The following is a 16,509-nucleotide window of genomic DNA, read 5'->3' as shown; positions in this document are numbered from 1 at the left end:
GATTATCTTCCGGTGGCTTGTAAAGGAGCGGCTGGGTTTTCAGACGGCGGCACGACACGAACGATCGTGCCTGGTCTGGCGGTTCGGCCGCCTTGTACAACCAATGTCTCCCCCCCTTTCAGCCCTTCATCCACCGTCCAATTCTGGCCGATTTGCACACCCGTGCGAATACGCTGCTGCACAACCCGGCTATCCTTGTCGAGGATCAGGACGAAACGACCGTCGCGATCGAGCTGCACCGCCCCAACGGGGACGACAGGGCGTCGTCGCTCCTGCGTCGTCCTGACCACGACCGTCACAAACTGACCAGGAATCAGGAGGCCATCAGGATTGCTAAAAAATGCCCTGACCGGCAGAGTTCCCGTTCTGGGATCCAGCTCATTGCCGAAGAATTCAATGCGACCATTCCCCGGATAGTTCTGCCCGTTCGAAAGTCGCAGGGTTGGCACGAATCCGGCCGGAATTTCATCTTTCGAAACGTTGCCGCTGTTGGTTCTCAGGTCGAGAAGCACTCTATCGCTGACCGAAAAAACAACGCGTATCGGGTCGATCTCAACAATGCGAGCCAACGCGGTCGACGAGGGACCGACAAAACTGCCAACACTGAAATTGGCGCTGCCGATGCGTCCGGCGAACGGCGCCTGAATCGTCGTATATTGAAGGTTGATTTCCGCTTGCCGTACCGTCGCCTGGGCCGCGTCCACGGCGGCTTGTGCGGTATCGCGCGCCGTTTGGATTTCCTCAAGCGTTGCCTGTGCGACCGATTGTGTTCGACGCAACTGTTGATTTCTTTGGAGACGTCTCTCGGCGTCACCTAATGTTGCCTGGGCGCTCGCCAAATTCGCTTTGGCCGCCATCAAGGTCGCCTCGTATGGCGCTTTTTCGATGACGAAGAGGTCCTGGTCTTTTTTTACGAGTTGCCCTTCAGCAAACAGACGATCTTGAATGAAGCCGTCGACACGCGCTCGAATATCGACGGTATTGACGGCCTCGACCCGGCCGACAAACTCGGTGCTTGGCGCAATATTCTCAAGACTTACCGGCTCCACGGAGACCGCCGGCGGCGGGCTTTGCGCAAACCCTTCGGCGGAACAGGCAAGCAATGCAATAGCGGCTAGGCTGACTACGGACGACGCACGAGGTCGATGCATGAAACGCGGGGCTGCCAAGGCAGTATTAACTTTCACGAATGCCTCCTGCCTCAACAAGATGCTCCGATCGCTCGGAAGACTGCGTTGCATATTTTGTGGCTTCGAGCCGATGGAAGCTGGCCAGCCTGAAGTCGAGACCAGCCTCCATCGGAAAAACTAAGATTGGAATAGGCGACTATATTGCGTCTCATGCCAGGCACTCGCTATGGCCAGCGCGGGCGCAATGCTGCCAACTTCATCATCGGCGATCGACCGCGCGCGCACTGCAGTCCGTTCGATGGCATCAACGCCACTAATTAGAATTCGCTGACCTGCCGTCTGACCGATGGGAATCAGCCTGATAGCGGCCATCACCTGTCCCTCGACGTAGGTCCAGAGCAGCCCCTTGAGCGCCGCACACGCTGGAATATCCCAATGATGGGCCGCGACGGCAAAGGCGGCTGCGAAGGAGAGTTTATGGCTTTGGCCTTCATTCACGAGAGGCACATTGAGCGAGATGAGAAGGCGCAACAATGCACTTCCTAGACGGTCATCCTCAAGCTGAAACTCGCGGCTTTCCCTCGCCGCTCTGAGCCAATCGTTGGCATTGAGGAAGCGCAGATGATCGCCTTCGATCAAAGCCAACATCATGCGCCAGAAGAGCGCCCCATCCAATTGAGCGATATTATGCTGCAGAGTCCCTAGAATCCAAGAACTTGCGGTCGCCTCATCCGAAACCCACCCTGCTTCGACGGCGCTTTCCAGGCCTCGCGAATACGAAAAGTTACCGACCGGCAGGCTTTGACTAACCAAACGCAACAGATGCAGAGGTATGGCACTATCCCGTTCCTGGCCGATGCGGTTTTGATCTATTTTGTCTATCATTTCGCTATTAATCCGATGCCTATCTCGCGAACTGATCTGGATGTCTCAGATGCATGCCTCGCCGCTATGACGCGGCCGTCCTGATTGCCGCCACTATGGCTCCGGGATCTCTCCGGGTCGATAGCTCGGCAGCCTGCTGGCGGGGACAATCGTCAGTAGAGCCAAACCCGCCATAATTAGAAGGCCAATTTTAAGCGCCAGAAGTCTCGATTCTGTGTTTATGCGAAGAGCCTCGGCTTTTTGTTCAGCTGTGGCCGTTGTTGCCGCGATAACCGCTGCGAGCCGTTCGTTGCTGACAAACGTGATGCTGTCGAGATTGACCTGCGACTGGATCTCGATGGGTAGGGTCGGATTTTCGGCCAATTGACGCATGACCGCCGCACTCAGCAGACCGACGAGCAATGCCCCGGCAACAGCGGTGCCGACTGCTGCGGCAAGATTATTTGTCGTGCCGCGTAGCGAGCCGACATCTCCGGCAAGTTCCTTAGGGGACGCGGTAACCAGGACATTGAATAATAGAGTTACCAGTGATCCTTGGCCGATACCGAATGCGATCAGCCCGAACATCACAGGAACAGAACTCCAGTCGTTACGAACGACAAACGCCAACCATACAAGCGCTAGGGCGCAGAGGCTGAAGCCATATGTGCCAATCTGACGGGGCGTAAATTTCCCATAGAATCGCACGATGAGCATAGCTGCGAAAAAGACCGTCAGATTGAATGGCAGCATTGCGACCGCAGTGGCCAGTGGCGAACGTCCTTGTACGATCTGTATGTACAAAGGGACCGAGAAATTGAGTGCGGCTTCGAGCGCGACGACGGAAAACATGGCGTAAACCGCTGACCGTTCTTGCGCAGACTCAAGAACGGTCAGCGGCAGCAACGGGGTTTGATTGGCTGCTTCCCGGCGCCGTGTCCACGCGAAGAACGCTTGGCCGAGCATAATCCCTACGACGATCAGGATCGGCGCTGGCGAGATACCAACAACCGCGAATGGGGCGGCGGGGCGTGCCAGGATGATCCCCCAGCCGTTCAAATTGTTGAACCCAAAACTGATAAAGATAATGGCAAACGCGGCGAGTAAGACGCCAACAAAGTCAATTCGCACGTCCGGCCGGCCGTGATCAGGCTTGAGACGGAAGCTCAGCACGAAAACAAGCGCGGATACCGCAACAAGGATTCCGAATACGGGACGCCATCCAATGGACGTGCCAAGGGCGCCGCCGATCAAAAAGGCTAAAACACCGGCACCCGCCCTTGCCGAACCCAGCGCACCCAGGGCGGTAGCCTGCTGTGTGCCATGATAGTTTTCAGCGATCAGCGCGACGAGCGAGGGGACGATAACCGCGCCAGCCGCACCGCATAATGCCTGCGCGGTGATCATGGTCGTTGCATTGGGACTGAATGTCATAAGCACTTGCGACAGGCCAAAAACGATAACCGCGAGGCGAAAGACGCGCACCGCACCAAAACGCTGAACCAGTTTCGCGCCTAGCATGACGAAACCGGCGACGATCATGGAGTAAGCGACAATGCCCGTCGCGACGACCGTGGGCGCGACCTTGAAACTCTCGACCATACCGCCCAATGCAACCGGCAAGGAGGCTACATTGAAGGACATGATCGACTGGCCAAAGGCGATCGCGATCATAGGAACCCAGGAAGCTCTTTCCTCGCCTTTTGACTGAATCGGTACCGAAGCTGTCATGACGTGCCCCTTACATCTTCGGCGCGGCCTGCAGAAAAATCTCTCGATGGATGGCTCAGATATGCGGAGACGAAATCAATAAATCGAGCCCCAAGCGTTGCGAAAGAAACTGCGCGGCGAGCTGTCCTCGAACGCTGTTGCCGGCTTCATCAAGCGGTGGCGCAAAGGTACCCAGGCCGCCCTTGCCGGGAGAGATTGTGACGATTCCACCTCCTATTCCGCTCTTGCCTGGTAGTCCGATTTCGTAGAGCCAATCTCCCGAGGTCTCGTACATGCCGGCCGTTAGCATGACCGCCAACGCATAGTGGCAGACATCGGGTTTGACGACTTGCTCGCGCGTCAAGGGGTTGAAGCCGCCATGCGCGAGCGTCGCCCCCATCACGGCGAGATCCTTCGCGCTCACGTTGAGCGAACACTGGCGCGTATAGAGTTCCGTGGCCTCGACGGGATCGCAATAAATGCGGCCCATGCTTTCGAGCATCCAGGCGATGCTGCGGTTGCGGAAGTTGGTCTTGGTCGCTGATTCATAAACTTCGTCGTTGACTGATAACTCGCGCCCGGCGAAGCGGGACAGACCCTCATGAATGAAGCGCCATTTCTCATCCTCGGACGCTCCAGGGACAAGGCTCGTCGTGGCGATTGCGCCGGCATTAACCATCGGATTTGTACGCCCGTCCGTGTTGCGCTCTATGCCGGCAAGAGAATTGAAAGCGTACCCAGTTGCATTCACGCCTAGCCGTTCGCGGGCACCTGTCGCACCGATGATGTCGCAAACGAGTGCGAAGATGAACGGCTTCGACACGCTCATGATCGTGAATTCATGTTGCGCGTCACCGACGGAGAAAACTCGCCCGTCCACGCCAACGACGGAAATGCCAAACAGATCGTTCGGCACGCGCGCTAGAGCCGGATAGACTTGCGAGTTCTGCCCCAGAGAGACCGGGCCAAATCGCTCGTGAGCTTCGGCGATCAGAGGAGCGACGCGTTCAGCGGGCGGCAACACGCCGGTTGATATGTAGGACGCGGAGGGGTCGACCAGCGGATCCAACAAGTCCATGTCTTTCCTCATATCCGACCACAGAGCCAGAACAGGATATACATCGCACGATGGCCACGTTGCCTGATACCAACACCGACTTTTAATCAGCATCCGCGAGATTGATAAGTCAATGTGGGAGTATCCGGGAGAACCCTTCGGACCGAAGAATTGAGACGCACTGCATAGTCGTGGGACTATGGATCAAATCGTTTCGTCTTGATGCTCCAAGCCGCGAGCGTGATGCTCCTCAATCGTTAGAATGCGCGAGATGTTGGGATACAATTTGAGTGATGGCAATGAGAAATCTTGTCGAAGAGCGCGATAGGCTGTTATCTCCAGAGGCCGGCGATCGTTTGTGCTGGGTCAAAAACTGGCTCGCGAACGGCACGAGCAAGCATTAGGCGAATGCCGGTACCTTCTGGAGAATGACCATGGGCTTGGTTGGGATTCTTGTCTCTCTCGCATTACTGATGTGGCTCGCCTATCGCGGATGGAGCATCCTCATGGTCGCTCCGATCGCCGGCCTTGCCGCAGCGATCCTCGCTGGCGAGCCAGTCCTCGCGCATTGGACACAGACCTTCATGCCCGGCGCCGCCCGGTTCGTTGCTCAATGGTTCCCGATTTTCCTACTCGGCGGCCTTTTTGGCAAGCTGATGGACGATAGCGGCTCGATTGCATCTATCGCCAATTATCTGACGGAACGTCTGGGTACGAAGAGAACCATTCTCTCTGTGGTGCTCGCCTCCGCCGTCGTGACCTATGGCGGCGTCAGCGTCTTCGTCGCATTCTTCGTGCTCGTTCCCATGGCGCAGCGGATGTTCCAGGCCGCCGACATTCCCCGCCGGCTGATGCCAGCGACGATCGGCCTGGGCGCGTTCACCTTCACCATGACGGCCTTGCCGGGGACACCCTCGGTCAACAACGCGATCCCGATGCCATATTTTGGGACGACCACCTTCGCGGCTCCCGGCATCGGCATTGTCGCCTCCGCGATCACGCTGGCTTTCGGCTTGTGGTGGCTCGCCCGCGCGGAAGCGGCGGCACGGCGGGCGGGAGAAGGCTTTGGAGCGGCTGCCGTACTCCCCGCTCCTATCGATGAGAAGCTACGCGAGAAGGCAACGGCAGCAGGCGATTTCGATCCGGCTGAGTTCGACCACGGCAAGAGGGCGGACGCCAACCCGCCTTTTGCATTAGCGGCGCTTCCCCTCGTCGTCGTCATCGTGGTGAATTTTCTGATGGCGCTCGTGGTACTGCCGCGGCTCGACTTCGCCTTCCTATCCGAACCTGCCTGGGGCGGGACGTCGATCAATACGATCGGTGGCGTCTGGTCGGTGATGTTGGCCCTGGCGGCTGCGAACCTGACAGTGGTCGCCCTGAATTTCCGCCGGATGCCCAACATTCGGGAAAGCCTCGACGCGGGTGCGAACTCGGCAGCGCTGCCGATGTTGACGATCGCCAGCCTGGTCGGATTCGGGGCGATCATCGCAGCCCTGCCAGCGTTTAACCAGGTGCGGGATGCCGTTTTGGCAATTCCGGGCGGTCCGCTGATTTCGCTGACGGTCGCGATGAATGCGCTGGCCGCCTTGACGGGGACGGCCTCCGGAGGTTCGGCGATCGCGCTGGCCGCGCTCGGCGATCATTTTCTGAACCTGGCTTCGACCTATGGCATCGATCCGGCGTTGATGCATCGGATCACCGTCATTAGCGCGGGGACGCTCGATGCGCTGCCGCACAACGGAACCGTGCTGATGCTGCTTCAGATCAGCAAGCTCACCCATGCCGAGAGCTATAAGGACATGGTGATGACTGTCATCGTCGGCGTCATCATTTCGCTGATCGCTATCCTCGTTCTGGGATCGGTATTTGGCTCGTTCTAACGAACGCGCAAATCTGATTTCAGGTGGACCAGATTCGCGGCGTGACGGCGGGTTTTCCCAGCGCGACACGCCGCAAAACATCCCACGCCCTGGCAAACAGGGATTTTGCTTCGGCCGCGCTCGCTCCAAGATAGCGGCATACCAAGGTCTGTTCCAACTGGCTCACGGAGAAAACGCCGTGATCCGCAGTGGCGTTAACCACTGCGCGGATCCGCTCCGCGAGATCTTCGACCATGGGGCCGGCGTAAATCATCGTTCCCAGAATGGGTTTCTCAGCCAGGCCGAATTTTGAATCGATCAACGTCGATCCGCTCTCGATGTGAAGACGCTCGAACCATATCGGCCGACCCGCGCGCAGAATTTTTGTGCATTGGCGAACAGCACCGGACGTGAAACGCTCGTCCGCCGCTGGCCGGCCAAAGCTGGTGACATCCCATCCCATGTAAACCGCGTCAGGGGCGAGGTCTATCAACGTCTCGATCGAGGCGTTGCAACCATCGAAAAGGATCGTTTCCTGCGGAAAATATTCACAGATCGCCCCTGCGGCCACGTCGATATTGGTGCGCATGTCGCATGTGCGAAGCGGGCTGCGATAAAATTTGGCAGCCCCCGGCGTGGTCAGTAAAGCCCTGGCGTTTTGGGAAAGATGGCAGGAAATCTCCAATTGATCGCCGCCCACGACCCCGCCCGGCGGATGCAAGAGATAGACATGCGTCGTACCATCCCGCTCAGGGTAGAACGGACGCTGAACCGCCAGCGGCCCGACATGCCGTCGGCGCACCAGGCATGTCTTGTCGGCGCGGTTCTCAAACCACAGTTCGAGCTGCGCCTGCCAACGAGTCTGATCCGGGGAGGCGCTGGTTACTCTCGGCTGCCCAGTTAAATTGCCGACGATCACGGCGCCCCCATTTTGCCGCGCAACACCCGGCCAAAGTCCTGAGGACGGCTTTTGCAACAGGTCCTCGCCAATTTAGTAACAAGCATCCGTAAAGTCGACAACATGAATATTCTGTTCCTGCATCACGACTTGCCCGATATACTGAAACCGATGAGACATCACATGTCTTGCCGTTACAGGCTCTCATTCAGCAGATGAGGTATAAAATGGCTTTCCAGAATGGACCTCTTCGCGTGGGCATTGGCGGCCCCGTCGGTTCAGGCAAGACGACACTCACCGAAAAGCTCTGTAAGGAACTGCGGGAGCGCTTTTCGATCGCCGTGATCACCAACGACATCTATACGAAGGAAGATGCGCTGATCTTGGCAAAGCGCCAGGCTCTTTCAGAAGATCGCATCATGGGGGTGGAAACTGGCGGATGCCCACACACCGCCATTCGCGAAGATGCCTCGATCAATCTTCAGGCAGTCGCGGAAATGAGCGCCAAATTTCCCGATCTCGACATCATCTTTATCGAGTCCGGCGGCGACAATTTGGCGGCGACCTTCTCGCCGGATCTCGCCGACCTGACGATCTATGTCATTTCAGTTTGTCAGGGCGAGGAGATCCCGCGCAAGGGAGGGCCCGGCATTACTCGTTCCGATCTGCTCGTGATCAACAAGAGTGATCTCGCCCCTTATGTGAATGTCGATCTCGACGTCATGCGATCGGACACGCAACGCATGCGCGGCAAGCGGCCTTTTACCTTCACCGATCTCATGCGTGTGAAAGGGCTTGATGAAGTCGTCGACTTCATCGTGGCGAATGGGGGTCTATCGGCCAAGCAGAAAGACACCGATCTGATAACGGCAAGATAGAAACTTGAATTCCGGCTGCAAATTCCCGCGCGATTTCCGTCCGGCATCGTGGAGCGTTCGGACGGTTTTGGCTCGTTATTGCCATTTTTTATGCGGGCCTGTCATCGCCCTCGCATTGGGCTTGAGCGGGTGCGCTTCCGCGCCGGAGGGAATGTTGCAGCCGGTCAAACCCGCGCCAGATAGCGATCGCATCAAAATGTTGACGGCAACGACACGTGCGCCATCAGCGGACCCCGGCGTGCTTTTTAGCGGCGACCGGGGCGCGACGGTCTCGTTCACCGATATCGTCGTCTCTATCCCGCGCGAGCGAGAGGCCGGCACCGTCCAGCTGCCACGCACGACCCCGCCCAATCCAAAAACCGATTTTGCCGTTCTCTCCACCACGCCCATTCCTGCCGCACGGCTGGCGACATGGTTCAACGATGGCCGAAAGCACCGCGTATTTGTCTTCGTGCACGGGTTCAACACGCAGTTCGATCGCGCGGTCTTCCGTTTCGCGCAGTTAATTCACGATGCCGACGCCACGGCCGTGCCCGTCCTGTTCTCCTGGCCGTCGCGGGGCCGGCTGCTCGACTACAGCCGCGATTTCGACAATGCTTCCTATTCGCGCTCGGACCTCGCCAATCTGCTTAAAACGGCGGCCAACAGTGCCTCCGTTAGCGAGGTCGTCATTCTCGCTCATTCCATGGGAGGCTGGCCGGCGGTCGAGGCCGTGCGGCAGCTGGCCCTCGAATATCACGGTGTGCCGCAAAAGATACGCCAGCTCATTCTGGCATCGCCCGACCTCGACGTGGGCGTCTTCCGCCGCCAGATCGAGGACATGGGACCGCGGCGGCCTCAGATCACCTTGTTCGTCTCCCAGCGCGACAGAGCGCTGCAGGTGTCACGCTTCATTTCCCGGGGTGCGACCCGTCTGGGTGCGATCGACCTGACCCGCGACGAATACCAGCAGCAGTTAGCTGGGTTGAAAGGCATCACGGTTCTTGATCTCAGCGCCCTCAACGCCGGCGACCGCATCAATCATGATCTCTATGCCACGAGCCCTGACATGGTCCGGCTGATCGGCGATAGACTGCTTCAAGGACAGGTGATCACGGATTCGGACGTGGCACCGCCGGTCGCGGCGATTGATGCGCTGGGATCGACCGCGAGCTTTCTCGTCACCGCTCCCATCCGAGTATTCGATTCAGCGGCTTCTCGCTAATGATCTGGGCTCAGGCGATCGAAATCCATTACGGTTGCAAACACCATCCAAGCAGGGATCAGAGATGACTACGGGCAAACTCCGTCACGGCGCCGAGATCCTGATCGCCATCATCCTGGCCGTCGCGGCCCTGTCCATCGCCAGCTCGGTCTTTGCGCCTATCGCTTTGGCTCTCCTGATCATCGCTCTGGTTTGGCCGTTGCAGAAACGACTCCAGGATGTTCTGCCGCGGTTGATTGCATTGGCGATCAGCATGATCGTGGTGATTTGCGCTTTCTTTGCCTTCGGTTCCCTGATCGTTTGGGCTTTCGGCCGCGTTGGCCGCTGGATCATCGCTGACGCTGCCCGCTTCCAGCTTTTTTACGATCAGATCCTGGCGTGGTTGGATTCCCATGGCATTGCGCTAGCTGGCGTCTGGACCGAAGCCTTCAATGTTGGATCGATGGTGCGGATGGTCCAAACGGTCACCGGGCGGCTCAACAGCACGATGAGCTTCTGGGTCGTGGTGCTGGTCTATGTCCTGCTCGGCCTGTTGGAGGTCGATGATTTTGCCAGCAAGATGCGCCGCATGCGCAACGAAGTCGTGCATGATGTCGTGCTTCCGGGCCTCAAGGAAACGGCCGCGAAAATCCGACGCTACATGTTGATCAGAACGCTGATGAGTGTTGTGACCGGCGTGCTGGTCTGGGCGGTCGCCAAACTCGTCGGCCTGCAATTGGCCGAGGAATGGGGGTTCATCGCTTTCGCGTTGAACCATATTCCCTTCCTGGGGCCTCTGATCGCAACGGTGTTTCCAACTCTGTTCGCGGCAACACAGTTCGAATCGTGGTGGGCCGTAATTCTAATTTTTTCCTGTCTCAATCTCGTTCAGTTCATCGTCGGTAGCTATGTCGAGCCCCGTGTCGCCGGTAAGGCGCTCTCAATCTCCCCCGTGCTCGTCCTCTTTTCCGTATTCTTCTGGAGCTATTTGTGGGGTATTTTCGGCGCCTTCATTGGTGTGTCCATCACGATCACTCTGTTGACTTTGTGCGCTCACCATCCGTCGACCGCCTGGCTCGCCGAATTGTTTGGAGCGGTGGCGGTAACGCCATCGCGCGAGGCCTCACCTCCTTGAGTAGAGCGGACCGTGCTAGGACTCACCGGAAGCTAGATGGCGGCGCCGGTTGTCCTCCGGCGTCGTCGCTTCGGCCGGCGGCACCGGGATCAGCGACTTAAAGCCGTACTGACCGAGCAACATCAGCCACGTGACCAGAACGAATGTGGATGTAAGCACCGGCATGCCGATCGGCTTCAGGAAGATTGCAATCGAAGCCCATAACCAGGTGGTCACGACGATGCCAAACAGCGTGTAGAGAAAGCTTCTCCACGTCAGGACGAGAAAGAAGCCGCCGAGCGCAATGGCCGTCAGAGCGGCATTGTAGCCAAAGAGCCCGTCGCGGATAGCGCCCTCGGGACCGCCGAAGATCACGGCCACCAGCGCCGCGGAGGCTGCGCCGATGAGTGCCATGGCCGCTGAGATGCGGGAGTTCACCGCGATCCCGACGACGATCAGATATCCGCTGATCCAGTTGTCCTGAAAGAAGATCTGGCCGATGGCATTGCCGATTCCCATGTACCAGGTTGGCAGCACATAGGCGGTGACGGTATCGTACTGGTCGGGTGAAACCGGCTTTGCCAATGGGCCGGCTTCGATCGCGGCGAATTTGAGCACCGCGAACAGAAATAGCCAACCGATCAATACAAAGGGCGCCGTCAGCGCTGCCACCTTATGGGGACCCAACAAAGTTCCGATCGCCTGGAAGACGATACTGGTCATTGCCGCCGCGAAGACGATGTAGATCGTCATATGCGCTGATGGCACGGCACCGGTGCGGAAGCTGGCGCTGGTGAAGGCGATGAGGGCCAATGCGACGAGCGCGCCATTGAACCCGAACAAGCCGTCGCGAACGAGGCCCCGATCAGCCTGCAACAGCACTGCCATCGCGGTTGCCACGACGACGCCCAAAATGCAGATCGTGCCATAGATCCATGAATTGAAGAAAAGAGCGCCCAGGATGATCAATCCCGAGAGCGGATTGTTCTGGAATACGACCTGGCCAATACCGCGTAGACACCAGTCGACGAAACCCAGCGTCGCGTGATCCCGGTAGGTGTCCGGGAAAGACAATTGCGTCGAATTCACGGTGCCGCCTCCCCATTAAGCAAGACTCCCTTCGGTCCGTTGTGATCCGAACAGAGCGCGATCTAGAATAGGAAATAGCGCTGTGCCATCGGCAAGCTCTCGGCTGGCTCGCAGGTGATCAGTTCGCCATCGACCCACACTTGGTAGTTTTGTGGATCGACCTTGATGTCCGGCGTCATCGTATTGTGGATCATGTCCTTCTTGCGGACGCCACGCGTGCCCTTGACCGCAACGAGCTGCTTTTGCAAATGCAGCCGCTCGCCGATCTTGTCAGCCAAAGCGGCCTGCGACACGAAGGTGACGCCGGTTTTGCCGCGCGCCCGGCCGAGAACGCCATACATTGGCCGATAATGCACGGGCTGCGGTGTTGAGATCGACGCGTTCGGATCGCCCATGGGCGCCGTAGCGATCATGCCGCCGATCAGCACCAGAGACGGTTTGACGCCGAAAAAGCCCGACTTCCAGAGCACGAGGTCGGCGCGCTTGCCCACTTCGATTGAACCTATTTCGTGCGCGAAGCCGTGCGTGATCGCCGGATTGATCGTACATTTGGCGATATAGCGTTTACAGCGGAAATTGTCGTTGCGCGTGCTGTCTTCCGGCAACGGCCCGCGCTGCACCTTCATTTTGTGGGCCGTCTGCCAGCAGCGGATCGTGGTCTCACCGATACGACCCATAGCCTGGGAGTCCGATGACATCATCGAGAACGCCCCGAGATCGTGAAGGATATCTTCGGCGGCGATGGTCTCCCGGCGAATGCGCGATTCGGCGAAGGCGACATCCTCGGGAATCTCGGGGCTCAGATGGTGACAGACCATCAGCATGTCGAGATGTTCATCGATGGTATTGATCGTATAGGGCCGCGTCGGATTGGTCGACGAAGGCAGGATGTTTTCTTGGCCCGCCGCCGTGATGATATCGGGGGCATGGCCGCCGCCGGCGCCTTCGGTATGGAAAGAGTGGATGGCGCGCCCTTTCATCGCCGCGAAGGTGTCGGCGACAAAGCCGCTTTCGTTCAGTGTGTCCGAATGTAGCGCGACTTGAACATCCATCTCGTCGGCCACCGAGAGGCAGTTGTCGATGGCGGCCGGTGTTGTGCCCCAATCTTCATGCAGCTTAAGGCCAATGGCGCCCGCGCGGATCTGTTCGCGCAGTGGTTCCGGCAGGCTGGAATTGCCCTTGCCGAGCAGGCCGACGTTGATCGGCAGTTCGTCGACCGCCTCCAGCATACGATGAATGTACCAGGGCCCCGGCGTGACGGTGGTGGCGAGCGTCCCAACCGAAGGGCCTGTGCCGCCGCCGACCAGGGTGGTGGTGCCACTGGTAAGCGCCTCCTCCGCTTGCTGCGGCGCGATAAAATGAATGTGCGTGTCAATAGCGCCGGCGGTGAGGATCTTGCCTTCGCCGGCGATGACGTCGGTGCCTGGGCCGATGATAATGTCTATGTTCGGCTGGATGTCGGGGTTGCCGGCCTTGCCAATGACGGCGATCCGACCGTTTTTTATGCCGACATCCGCCTTCACGATCCCCCAATAATCGAGAATGATGACATTCGTGATGACGAGGTCTGCGACCTCGGCGGCGTTGCGCTGACTTTGGCCCATGCCGTCGCGGATGACTTTGCCGCCTCCGAAAGTCACCTCATCGCCATAGACGGTGTGGTCTTCCTCAATTTCGATCACCAGTTCGGTGTCGGCGAGGCGAATACGGTCGCCTTTCGTAGGGCCATAGAGCGAAGCGTAGTTTTCGCGCGTGATCTTTGCCATTTTCAGCCCTCCAGGCGTCCCATGATCTTGCCGTTGAAGCCATAGACGGCGCGCTCGCCGGCCAAAGCGACAAGCTCGACGGTGCGAGACTGACCGGGTTCAAACCGGACTGCTGTGCCCGCCGGGATGTTGAGGCGGAAGCCTCTCGTCTTGTCACGGTCGAAGCGCAGCGCAGTATTCGTTTCGTAGAAGTGATAATGTGAGCCAACCTGAATGGGGCGGTCACCGGAATTTGCGACATCGATCGACCGGGTCTCGCGGCCGACATTGAGTTCGATTTCGCCATCCTCGATAAAAAACTCGCCTGGGATCATGACGCGCCTCTTATGTAATCGGGTTATGGACGGTGACGAGCTTGGTTCCGTCGGGGAAGGTGGCTTCGACTTGGACGTCATGGATCATCTCCGGCACACCCTCCATGACGTCGTTGCGAGTCAATAAGGTTGCGCCGAAAGACATCAGCTCCGCGACGGTGCGACCGTCGCGGGCTCCTTCGAGAATTGCTGCGGAAATATAGGCAATCGCCTCCGGATAATTCAGCTTGACGCCGCGCGCTTTTCTGCGCTCGGCAAGCAACGCGGCAGTGAAAAGCAAAAGCTTATCTTTTTCCCGTGGGAGAAGTTCCATTGCTTATCCTCGCTCTTGCGTTCCTCAAACTGAAACGATCGAACCGCTCGGTTCAGATCGCCTCGTTCACGGCATGATAGCCTGAGCATATGCCATGATCGAATGAAAAGTGAATTGCCCTAAAATTCAAAACTGGAATGCCCCTGTCCAATGAGAACAGAGCTATTCCGGCATTCCGACATTTTGAAATTTTGTCAAACCCTGACGCGCTATAGCATAAGAGGAAAGGCGTTGTCGCCTTTGCGAAACGCTTAACCGATGGGTATCACTTCTTCGAACAGGACCGCTCGCTAACGGCTCGAAATTGTGCAGAGCGTCCATTAACTATGCACAGTGTCTCACAAGCGACTGCCTCTTTCTGTTTTGCGTTGCGGCTGTGACGGATAGTCGTCGGCTATCATCATAATCTCCTGGCGTGGTCTTCATTAGTTGCCCTTACCAAGGTAGAGTTAAGTGGCCGATCTAGCCGGCTTCCATTGATCATGGGGATTCGAATGTGGAAAGCGATAGCGGTTAGACGGGCCGTCGCCCCCCCCATCGACGGAGAAGCGCCGATCGGCCGATCTGTGCTGCAGCATGATGAACGCCATTTACGCCGGCGCACCATTGCTCTGGTAGATGGACGGACCGTTCTGGTCGATCTGCCGGAGCCAACGGTGTTGACCGCAGGTGATGCATTGATAATTGCCGGAGGGGGCGTCATCGGGATCGCCGCCGCGGCGGAACCGCTTTATGCTATCCACGGCCGCAACGCGACCCATGTCACAGAGCTTGTATGGCACATTGGTAACCGTCACTTAGCTGCGGCGATTAAAGGGGACCAGATCCTGATCCTGCGCGACCAGGTTATCAAGGCGATGCTTGAGCGCCTTGGCGCGCGCGTGGAGGAGATCGTGGCCGAGTTTAACCCGGTGCGGGGCGCTTATTCGGGGCACGGGAGCCACGAGCACCATCATTCAGGCCATGAGCATCACAGCCATCCCCATTCCGATCATCACTGATGATTTTCGCGACGAAGCTTATGCAAGTCGTTCGTGTCCAGATTCTAAAGCGTAAGGGATCGATCCATGGGGAATGAAAACGAAGAGGGGCTGGATCGTCGCGGCTTCATGATCACGTCAGCCGCGACGATCGGTGCGTCCACGACACTCATGACCGGCCCCGCGCGGGCGCAGACCAATGCCGTCCCTCGGAATATGTCTTCCGCTAAAACGCAAGGAACCGTCTACACAGGCGACGTGATCGACGGAAAGCAAGTTATCAGTGCGCTCGATGTGTCGGACTTGAAGCCAGGTAAACACAGCTTCTATTTCCAGGGCGTGCAGATGCCGACCGGCCAGCACTGGTATGTAGCGGTGATGGTTGCCAAAGGGGCGATGCCGGGTAAGCGACTGGGATTGATCAGCGGCGTGCATGGCGATGAAATGAGCTCCATTCATACCGTGCAAACTGTGATGCGGGAGCTCGATCCCTCCGCAATGTCTGGCACCGTGATGGCTGTGTTCGATGTCTCGCGTCCAGCCATCGAGGGGATGGCCCGAAGATGGCCTAGTTCGGGGCGCGGGGTGGATCTGATCGACATCAATCGGCTGTTTCCGGGCAATGAAGATGCTCCCGATGCCCCCCTGCGGCATGCCGGCCTCGTGTTCAATCGATTGCTGAGATCAAATCTCGACTATGCGATCGATTTCCACACCGCGGCCACCGGCATGGACATGACAGCCTTCCACCTGGCAAGGATGGATCTGCCTGAGGTCCGCGCGATGGCGGAGCTCTATCCAGTGGATCAGATCTTCGACAATCCGGCTTATCCCGGCCTTCTCGCCAATGCGCTCATCGATGCCGGCATCCCGGCGTTCACGCCGGAGGTCGGCCGTCCCCGCGTCTTCGATCATGAAATGATCGACTTGTTTGTCGAAGGAACGATGAACGTCATCAAGCATCACCGCATCCTATCCGGTCCTTTGGGCAGAACCGGCAAGGATTCGAATGTCTACATAGCCGATGGCATGCTGCCGATCATCGCGACACATGGTGGCTTCGTCGAACTTCTGGTCAAGCTTAACGACAGCGTCCAAACCGGCCAGCCTGTCGCTATCCAGCGCAACACATTCGGAGACGTCGTCGCAAACTATTCAGCCCCCCGTCCGGGCAAAGTTGGCGCCCGACGAACAGATGCGACCGCCGAGCCGGGAACGCCGATCATCTTCATGATCTTCGACAGCGCCAGTCCCGTGGGCGGCAACGAAATGGTTGAGTGAGCGTTCTTGCGGGCCGGGCCAACCAGATCTGGCTCCAGCTGAAAAGGTCCTCATGGAAAGCTGGTTCGGCCGG

The 16,509-nt window shown here is 58.1% G+C and carries 15 protein-coding genes; 6 read left to right on the top strand and 9 right to left on the bottom strand.

The genetic code is table 11. The features are described 5' to 3' along the window. Positions 1-2 precede the first annotated feature (2 nt). The 4 genes from BLW50_RS28700 to glsA all read right to left on the bottom strand — a co-directional run bounded on the left by BLW50_RS28700 (position 3) and on the right by glsA (position 4,782). Positions 3-1,187, bottom strand: coding sequence for an efflux RND transporter periplasmic adaptor subunit (locus BLW50_RS28700; protein WP_244544514.1), 1,185 nt, complete (start codon positions 1,185-1,187; stop codon positions 3-5). A gap of 120 nt (positions 1,188-1,307) precedes the next feature. Then, entirely contained in the window at positions 1,308-2,015 is a 708-nt protein-coding gene (locus BLW50_RS28695) for an urease accessory protein UreF (RefSeq protein WP_090710243.1), read from the bottom strand. A gap of 93 nt (positions 2,016-2,108) precedes the next feature. Continuing rightward, on the bottom strand, positions 2,109-3,725 hold the full coding sequence (locus BLW50_RS28690) for an MFS transporter (protein ID WP_244544513.1): 1,617 nt from the start codon (positions 3,723-3,725) through the stop codon (positions 2,109-2,111). Between the two features lie 55 nt (positions 3,726-3,780). Then, complete coding sequence (glsA, locus tag BLW50_RS28685; protein ID WP_090710238.1) at positions 3,781-4,782, bottom strand: glutaminase A; 1,002 nt, start codon at positions 4,780-4,782, stop codon at positions 3,781-3,783. 413 nt (positions 4,783-5,195) lie between these two features. Here glsA and BLW50_RS28680 point away from each other — a divergent pair, with 413 nt between their 5' ends. After that, a complete protein-coding gene (locus BLW50_RS28680) occupies positions 5,196-6,641 on the top strand; it encodes a GntP family permease (protein ID WP_090710861.1) in 1,446 nt (481 codons plus the stop codon). Positions 6,642-6,660: 19 nt separating this feature from the next. Here the strand turns inward: BLW50_RS28680 and BLW50_RS28675 are convergent, their stop codons facing one another. After that, entirely contained in the window at positions 6,661-7,539 is an 879-nt protein-coding gene (locus BLW50_RS28675) for an urease accessory protein UreD (RefSeq protein WP_244544512.1), read from the bottom strand. A 206-nt stretch (positions 7,540-7,745) separates the two neighbouring features. Here BLW50_RS28675 and ureG point away from each other — a divergent pair, with 206 nt between their 5' ends. From ureG to BLW50_RS28660, 3 genes are all read left to right on the top strand, one after another. Continuing rightward, positions 7,746-8,396, top strand: a complete 651-nt coding sequence (gene ureG, locus BLW50_RS28670; RefSeq protein ID WP_090710235.1) for an urease accessory protein UreG — start codon at positions 7,746-7,748, stop codon at positions 8,394-8,396. A 151-nt stretch (positions 8,397-8,547) separates the two neighbouring features. Continuing rightward, on the top strand, positions 8,548-9,600 hold the full coding sequence (locus tag BLW50_RS28665; protein WP_090710233.1) for an alpha/beta hydrolase: 1,053 nt from the start codon (positions 8,548-8,550) through the stop codon (positions 9,598-9,600). 64 nt (positions 9,601-9,664) lie between these two features. Then, on the top strand, positions 9,665-10,714 hold the full coding sequence (locus BLW50_RS28660) for an AI-2E family transporter (RefSeq protein ID WP_090710229.1): 1,050 nt from the start codon (positions 9,665-9,667) through the stop codon (positions 10,712-10,714). Between the two features lie 15 nt (positions 10,715-10,729). On the opposite strand, the gene BLW50_RS28655 is transcribed toward BLW50_RS28660, so the two are convergent. The 4 genes from BLW50_RS28655 to ureA all read right to left on the bottom strand — a co-directional run bounded on the left by BLW50_RS28655 (position 10,730) and on the right by ureA (position 14,175). After that, entirely contained in the window at positions 10,730-11,782 is a 1,053-nt protein-coding gene (locus BLW50_RS28655; protein WP_244544511.1) for an urea transporter, read from the bottom strand. Between the two features lie 62 nt (positions 11,783-11,844). Then, the gene (gene ureC, locus BLW50_RS28650) at positions 11,845-13,548 is read right to left on the bottom strand and encodes an urease subunit alpha (RefSeq protein ID WP_090710223.1); all 1,704 of its coding nucleotides are present in this window, start codon (positions 13,546-13,548) and stop codon (positions 11,845-11,847) included. Between the two features lie 2 nt (positions 13,549-13,550). Beyond that, the gene (locus tag BLW50_RS28645) at positions 13,551-13,862 is read right to left on the bottom strand and encodes an urease subunit beta (protein WP_090710220.1); all 312 of its coding nucleotides are present in this window, start codon (positions 13,860-13,862) and stop codon (positions 13,551-13,553) included. Between the two features lie 10 nt (positions 13,863-13,872). After that, positions 13,873-14,175 carry an urease subunit gamma gene (ureA, locus tag BLW50_RS28640; RefSeq protein WP_090710218.1) on the bottom strand — a complete coding sequence of 101 codons (303 nt, stop codon included), beginning with the start codon at positions 14,173-14,175 and terminating at the stop codon, positions 13,873-13,875. Positions 14,176-14,669: 494 nt separating this feature from the next. Between ureA and BLW50_RS28635 the strand changes: the two genes are divergently transcribed. Then, positions 14,670-15,176, top strand: a complete 507-nt coding sequence (locus tag BLW50_RS28635; RefSeq protein ID WP_090710216.1) for an urease accessory protein UreE — start codon at positions 14,670-14,672, stop codon at positions 15,174-15,176. 66 nt (positions 15,177-15,242) lie between these two features. Further along, positions 15,243-16,436 carry a M14 family metallopeptidase gene (locus tag BLW50_RS28630; RefSeq protein ID WP_090710213.1) on the top strand — a complete coding sequence of 398 codons (1,194 nt, stop codon included), beginning with the start codon at positions 15,243-15,245 and terminating at the stop codon, positions 16,434-16,436. Positions 16,437-16,509 lie beyond the last annotated feature (73 nt).

Source organism: Beijerinckia sp. 28-YEA-48, assembly GCF_900104955.1.
Lineage (GTDB): Bacteria > Pseudomonadota > Alphaproteobacteria > Rhizobiales > Beijerinckiaceae > Terripilifer.
Note: the sequence above shows the minus strand (reverse complement) of the source record. Positions and strands in the feature narration are given on the sequence as shown.

Coding starts and splice junctions, on each gene's coding strand:
- BLW50_RS28695 (WP_090710243.1), bottom strand. CDS start 2,015: ATGATAGACAAAATAGATCAAAACCGCATCGGCCAGGAACGGGATAGT.
- BLW50_RS28690 (WP_244544513.1), bottom strand. CDS start 3,725: ATGACAGCTTCGGTACCGATTCAGTCAAAAGGCGAGGAAAGAGCTTCC.
- glsA (WP_090710238.1), bottom strand. CDS start 4,782: ATGGACTTGTTGGATCCGCTGGTCGACCCCTCCGCGTCCTACATATCA.
- BLW50_RS28680 (WP_090710861.1), top strand. CDS start 5,196: ATGGGCTTGGTTGGGATTCTTGTCTCTCTCGCATTACTGATGTGGCTC.
- ureG (WP_090710235.1), top strand. CDS start 7,746: ATGGCTTTCCAGAATGGACCTCTTCGCGTGGGCATTGGCGGCCCCGTC.
- BLW50_RS28665 (WP_090710233.1), top strand. CDS start 8,548: ATGTTGCAGCCGGTCAAACCCGCGCCAGATAGCGATCGCATCAAAATG.
- BLW50_RS28660 (WP_090710229.1), top strand. CDS start 9,665: ATGACTACGGGCAAACTCCGTCACGGCGCCGAGATCCTGATCGCCATC.
- ureC (WP_090710223.1), bottom strand. CDS start 13,548: ATGGCAAAGATCACGCGCGAAAACTACGCTTCGCTCTATGGCCCTACG.
- BLW50_RS28645 (WP_090710220.1), bottom strand. CDS start 13,862: ATGATCCCAGGCGAGTTTTTTATCGAGGATGGCGAAATCGAACTCAAT.
- ureA (WP_090710218.1), bottom strand. CDS start 14,175: ATGGAACTTCTCCCACGGGAAAAAGATAAGCTTTTGCTTTTCACTGCC.
- BLW50_RS28635 (WP_090710216.1), top strand. CDS start 14,670: ATGTGGAAAGCGATAGCGGTTAGACGGGCCGTCGCCCCCCCCATCGAC.
- BLW50_RS28630 (WP_090710213.1), top strand. CDS start 15,243: ATGGGGAATGAAAACGAAGAGGGGCTGGATCGTCGCGGCTTCATGATC.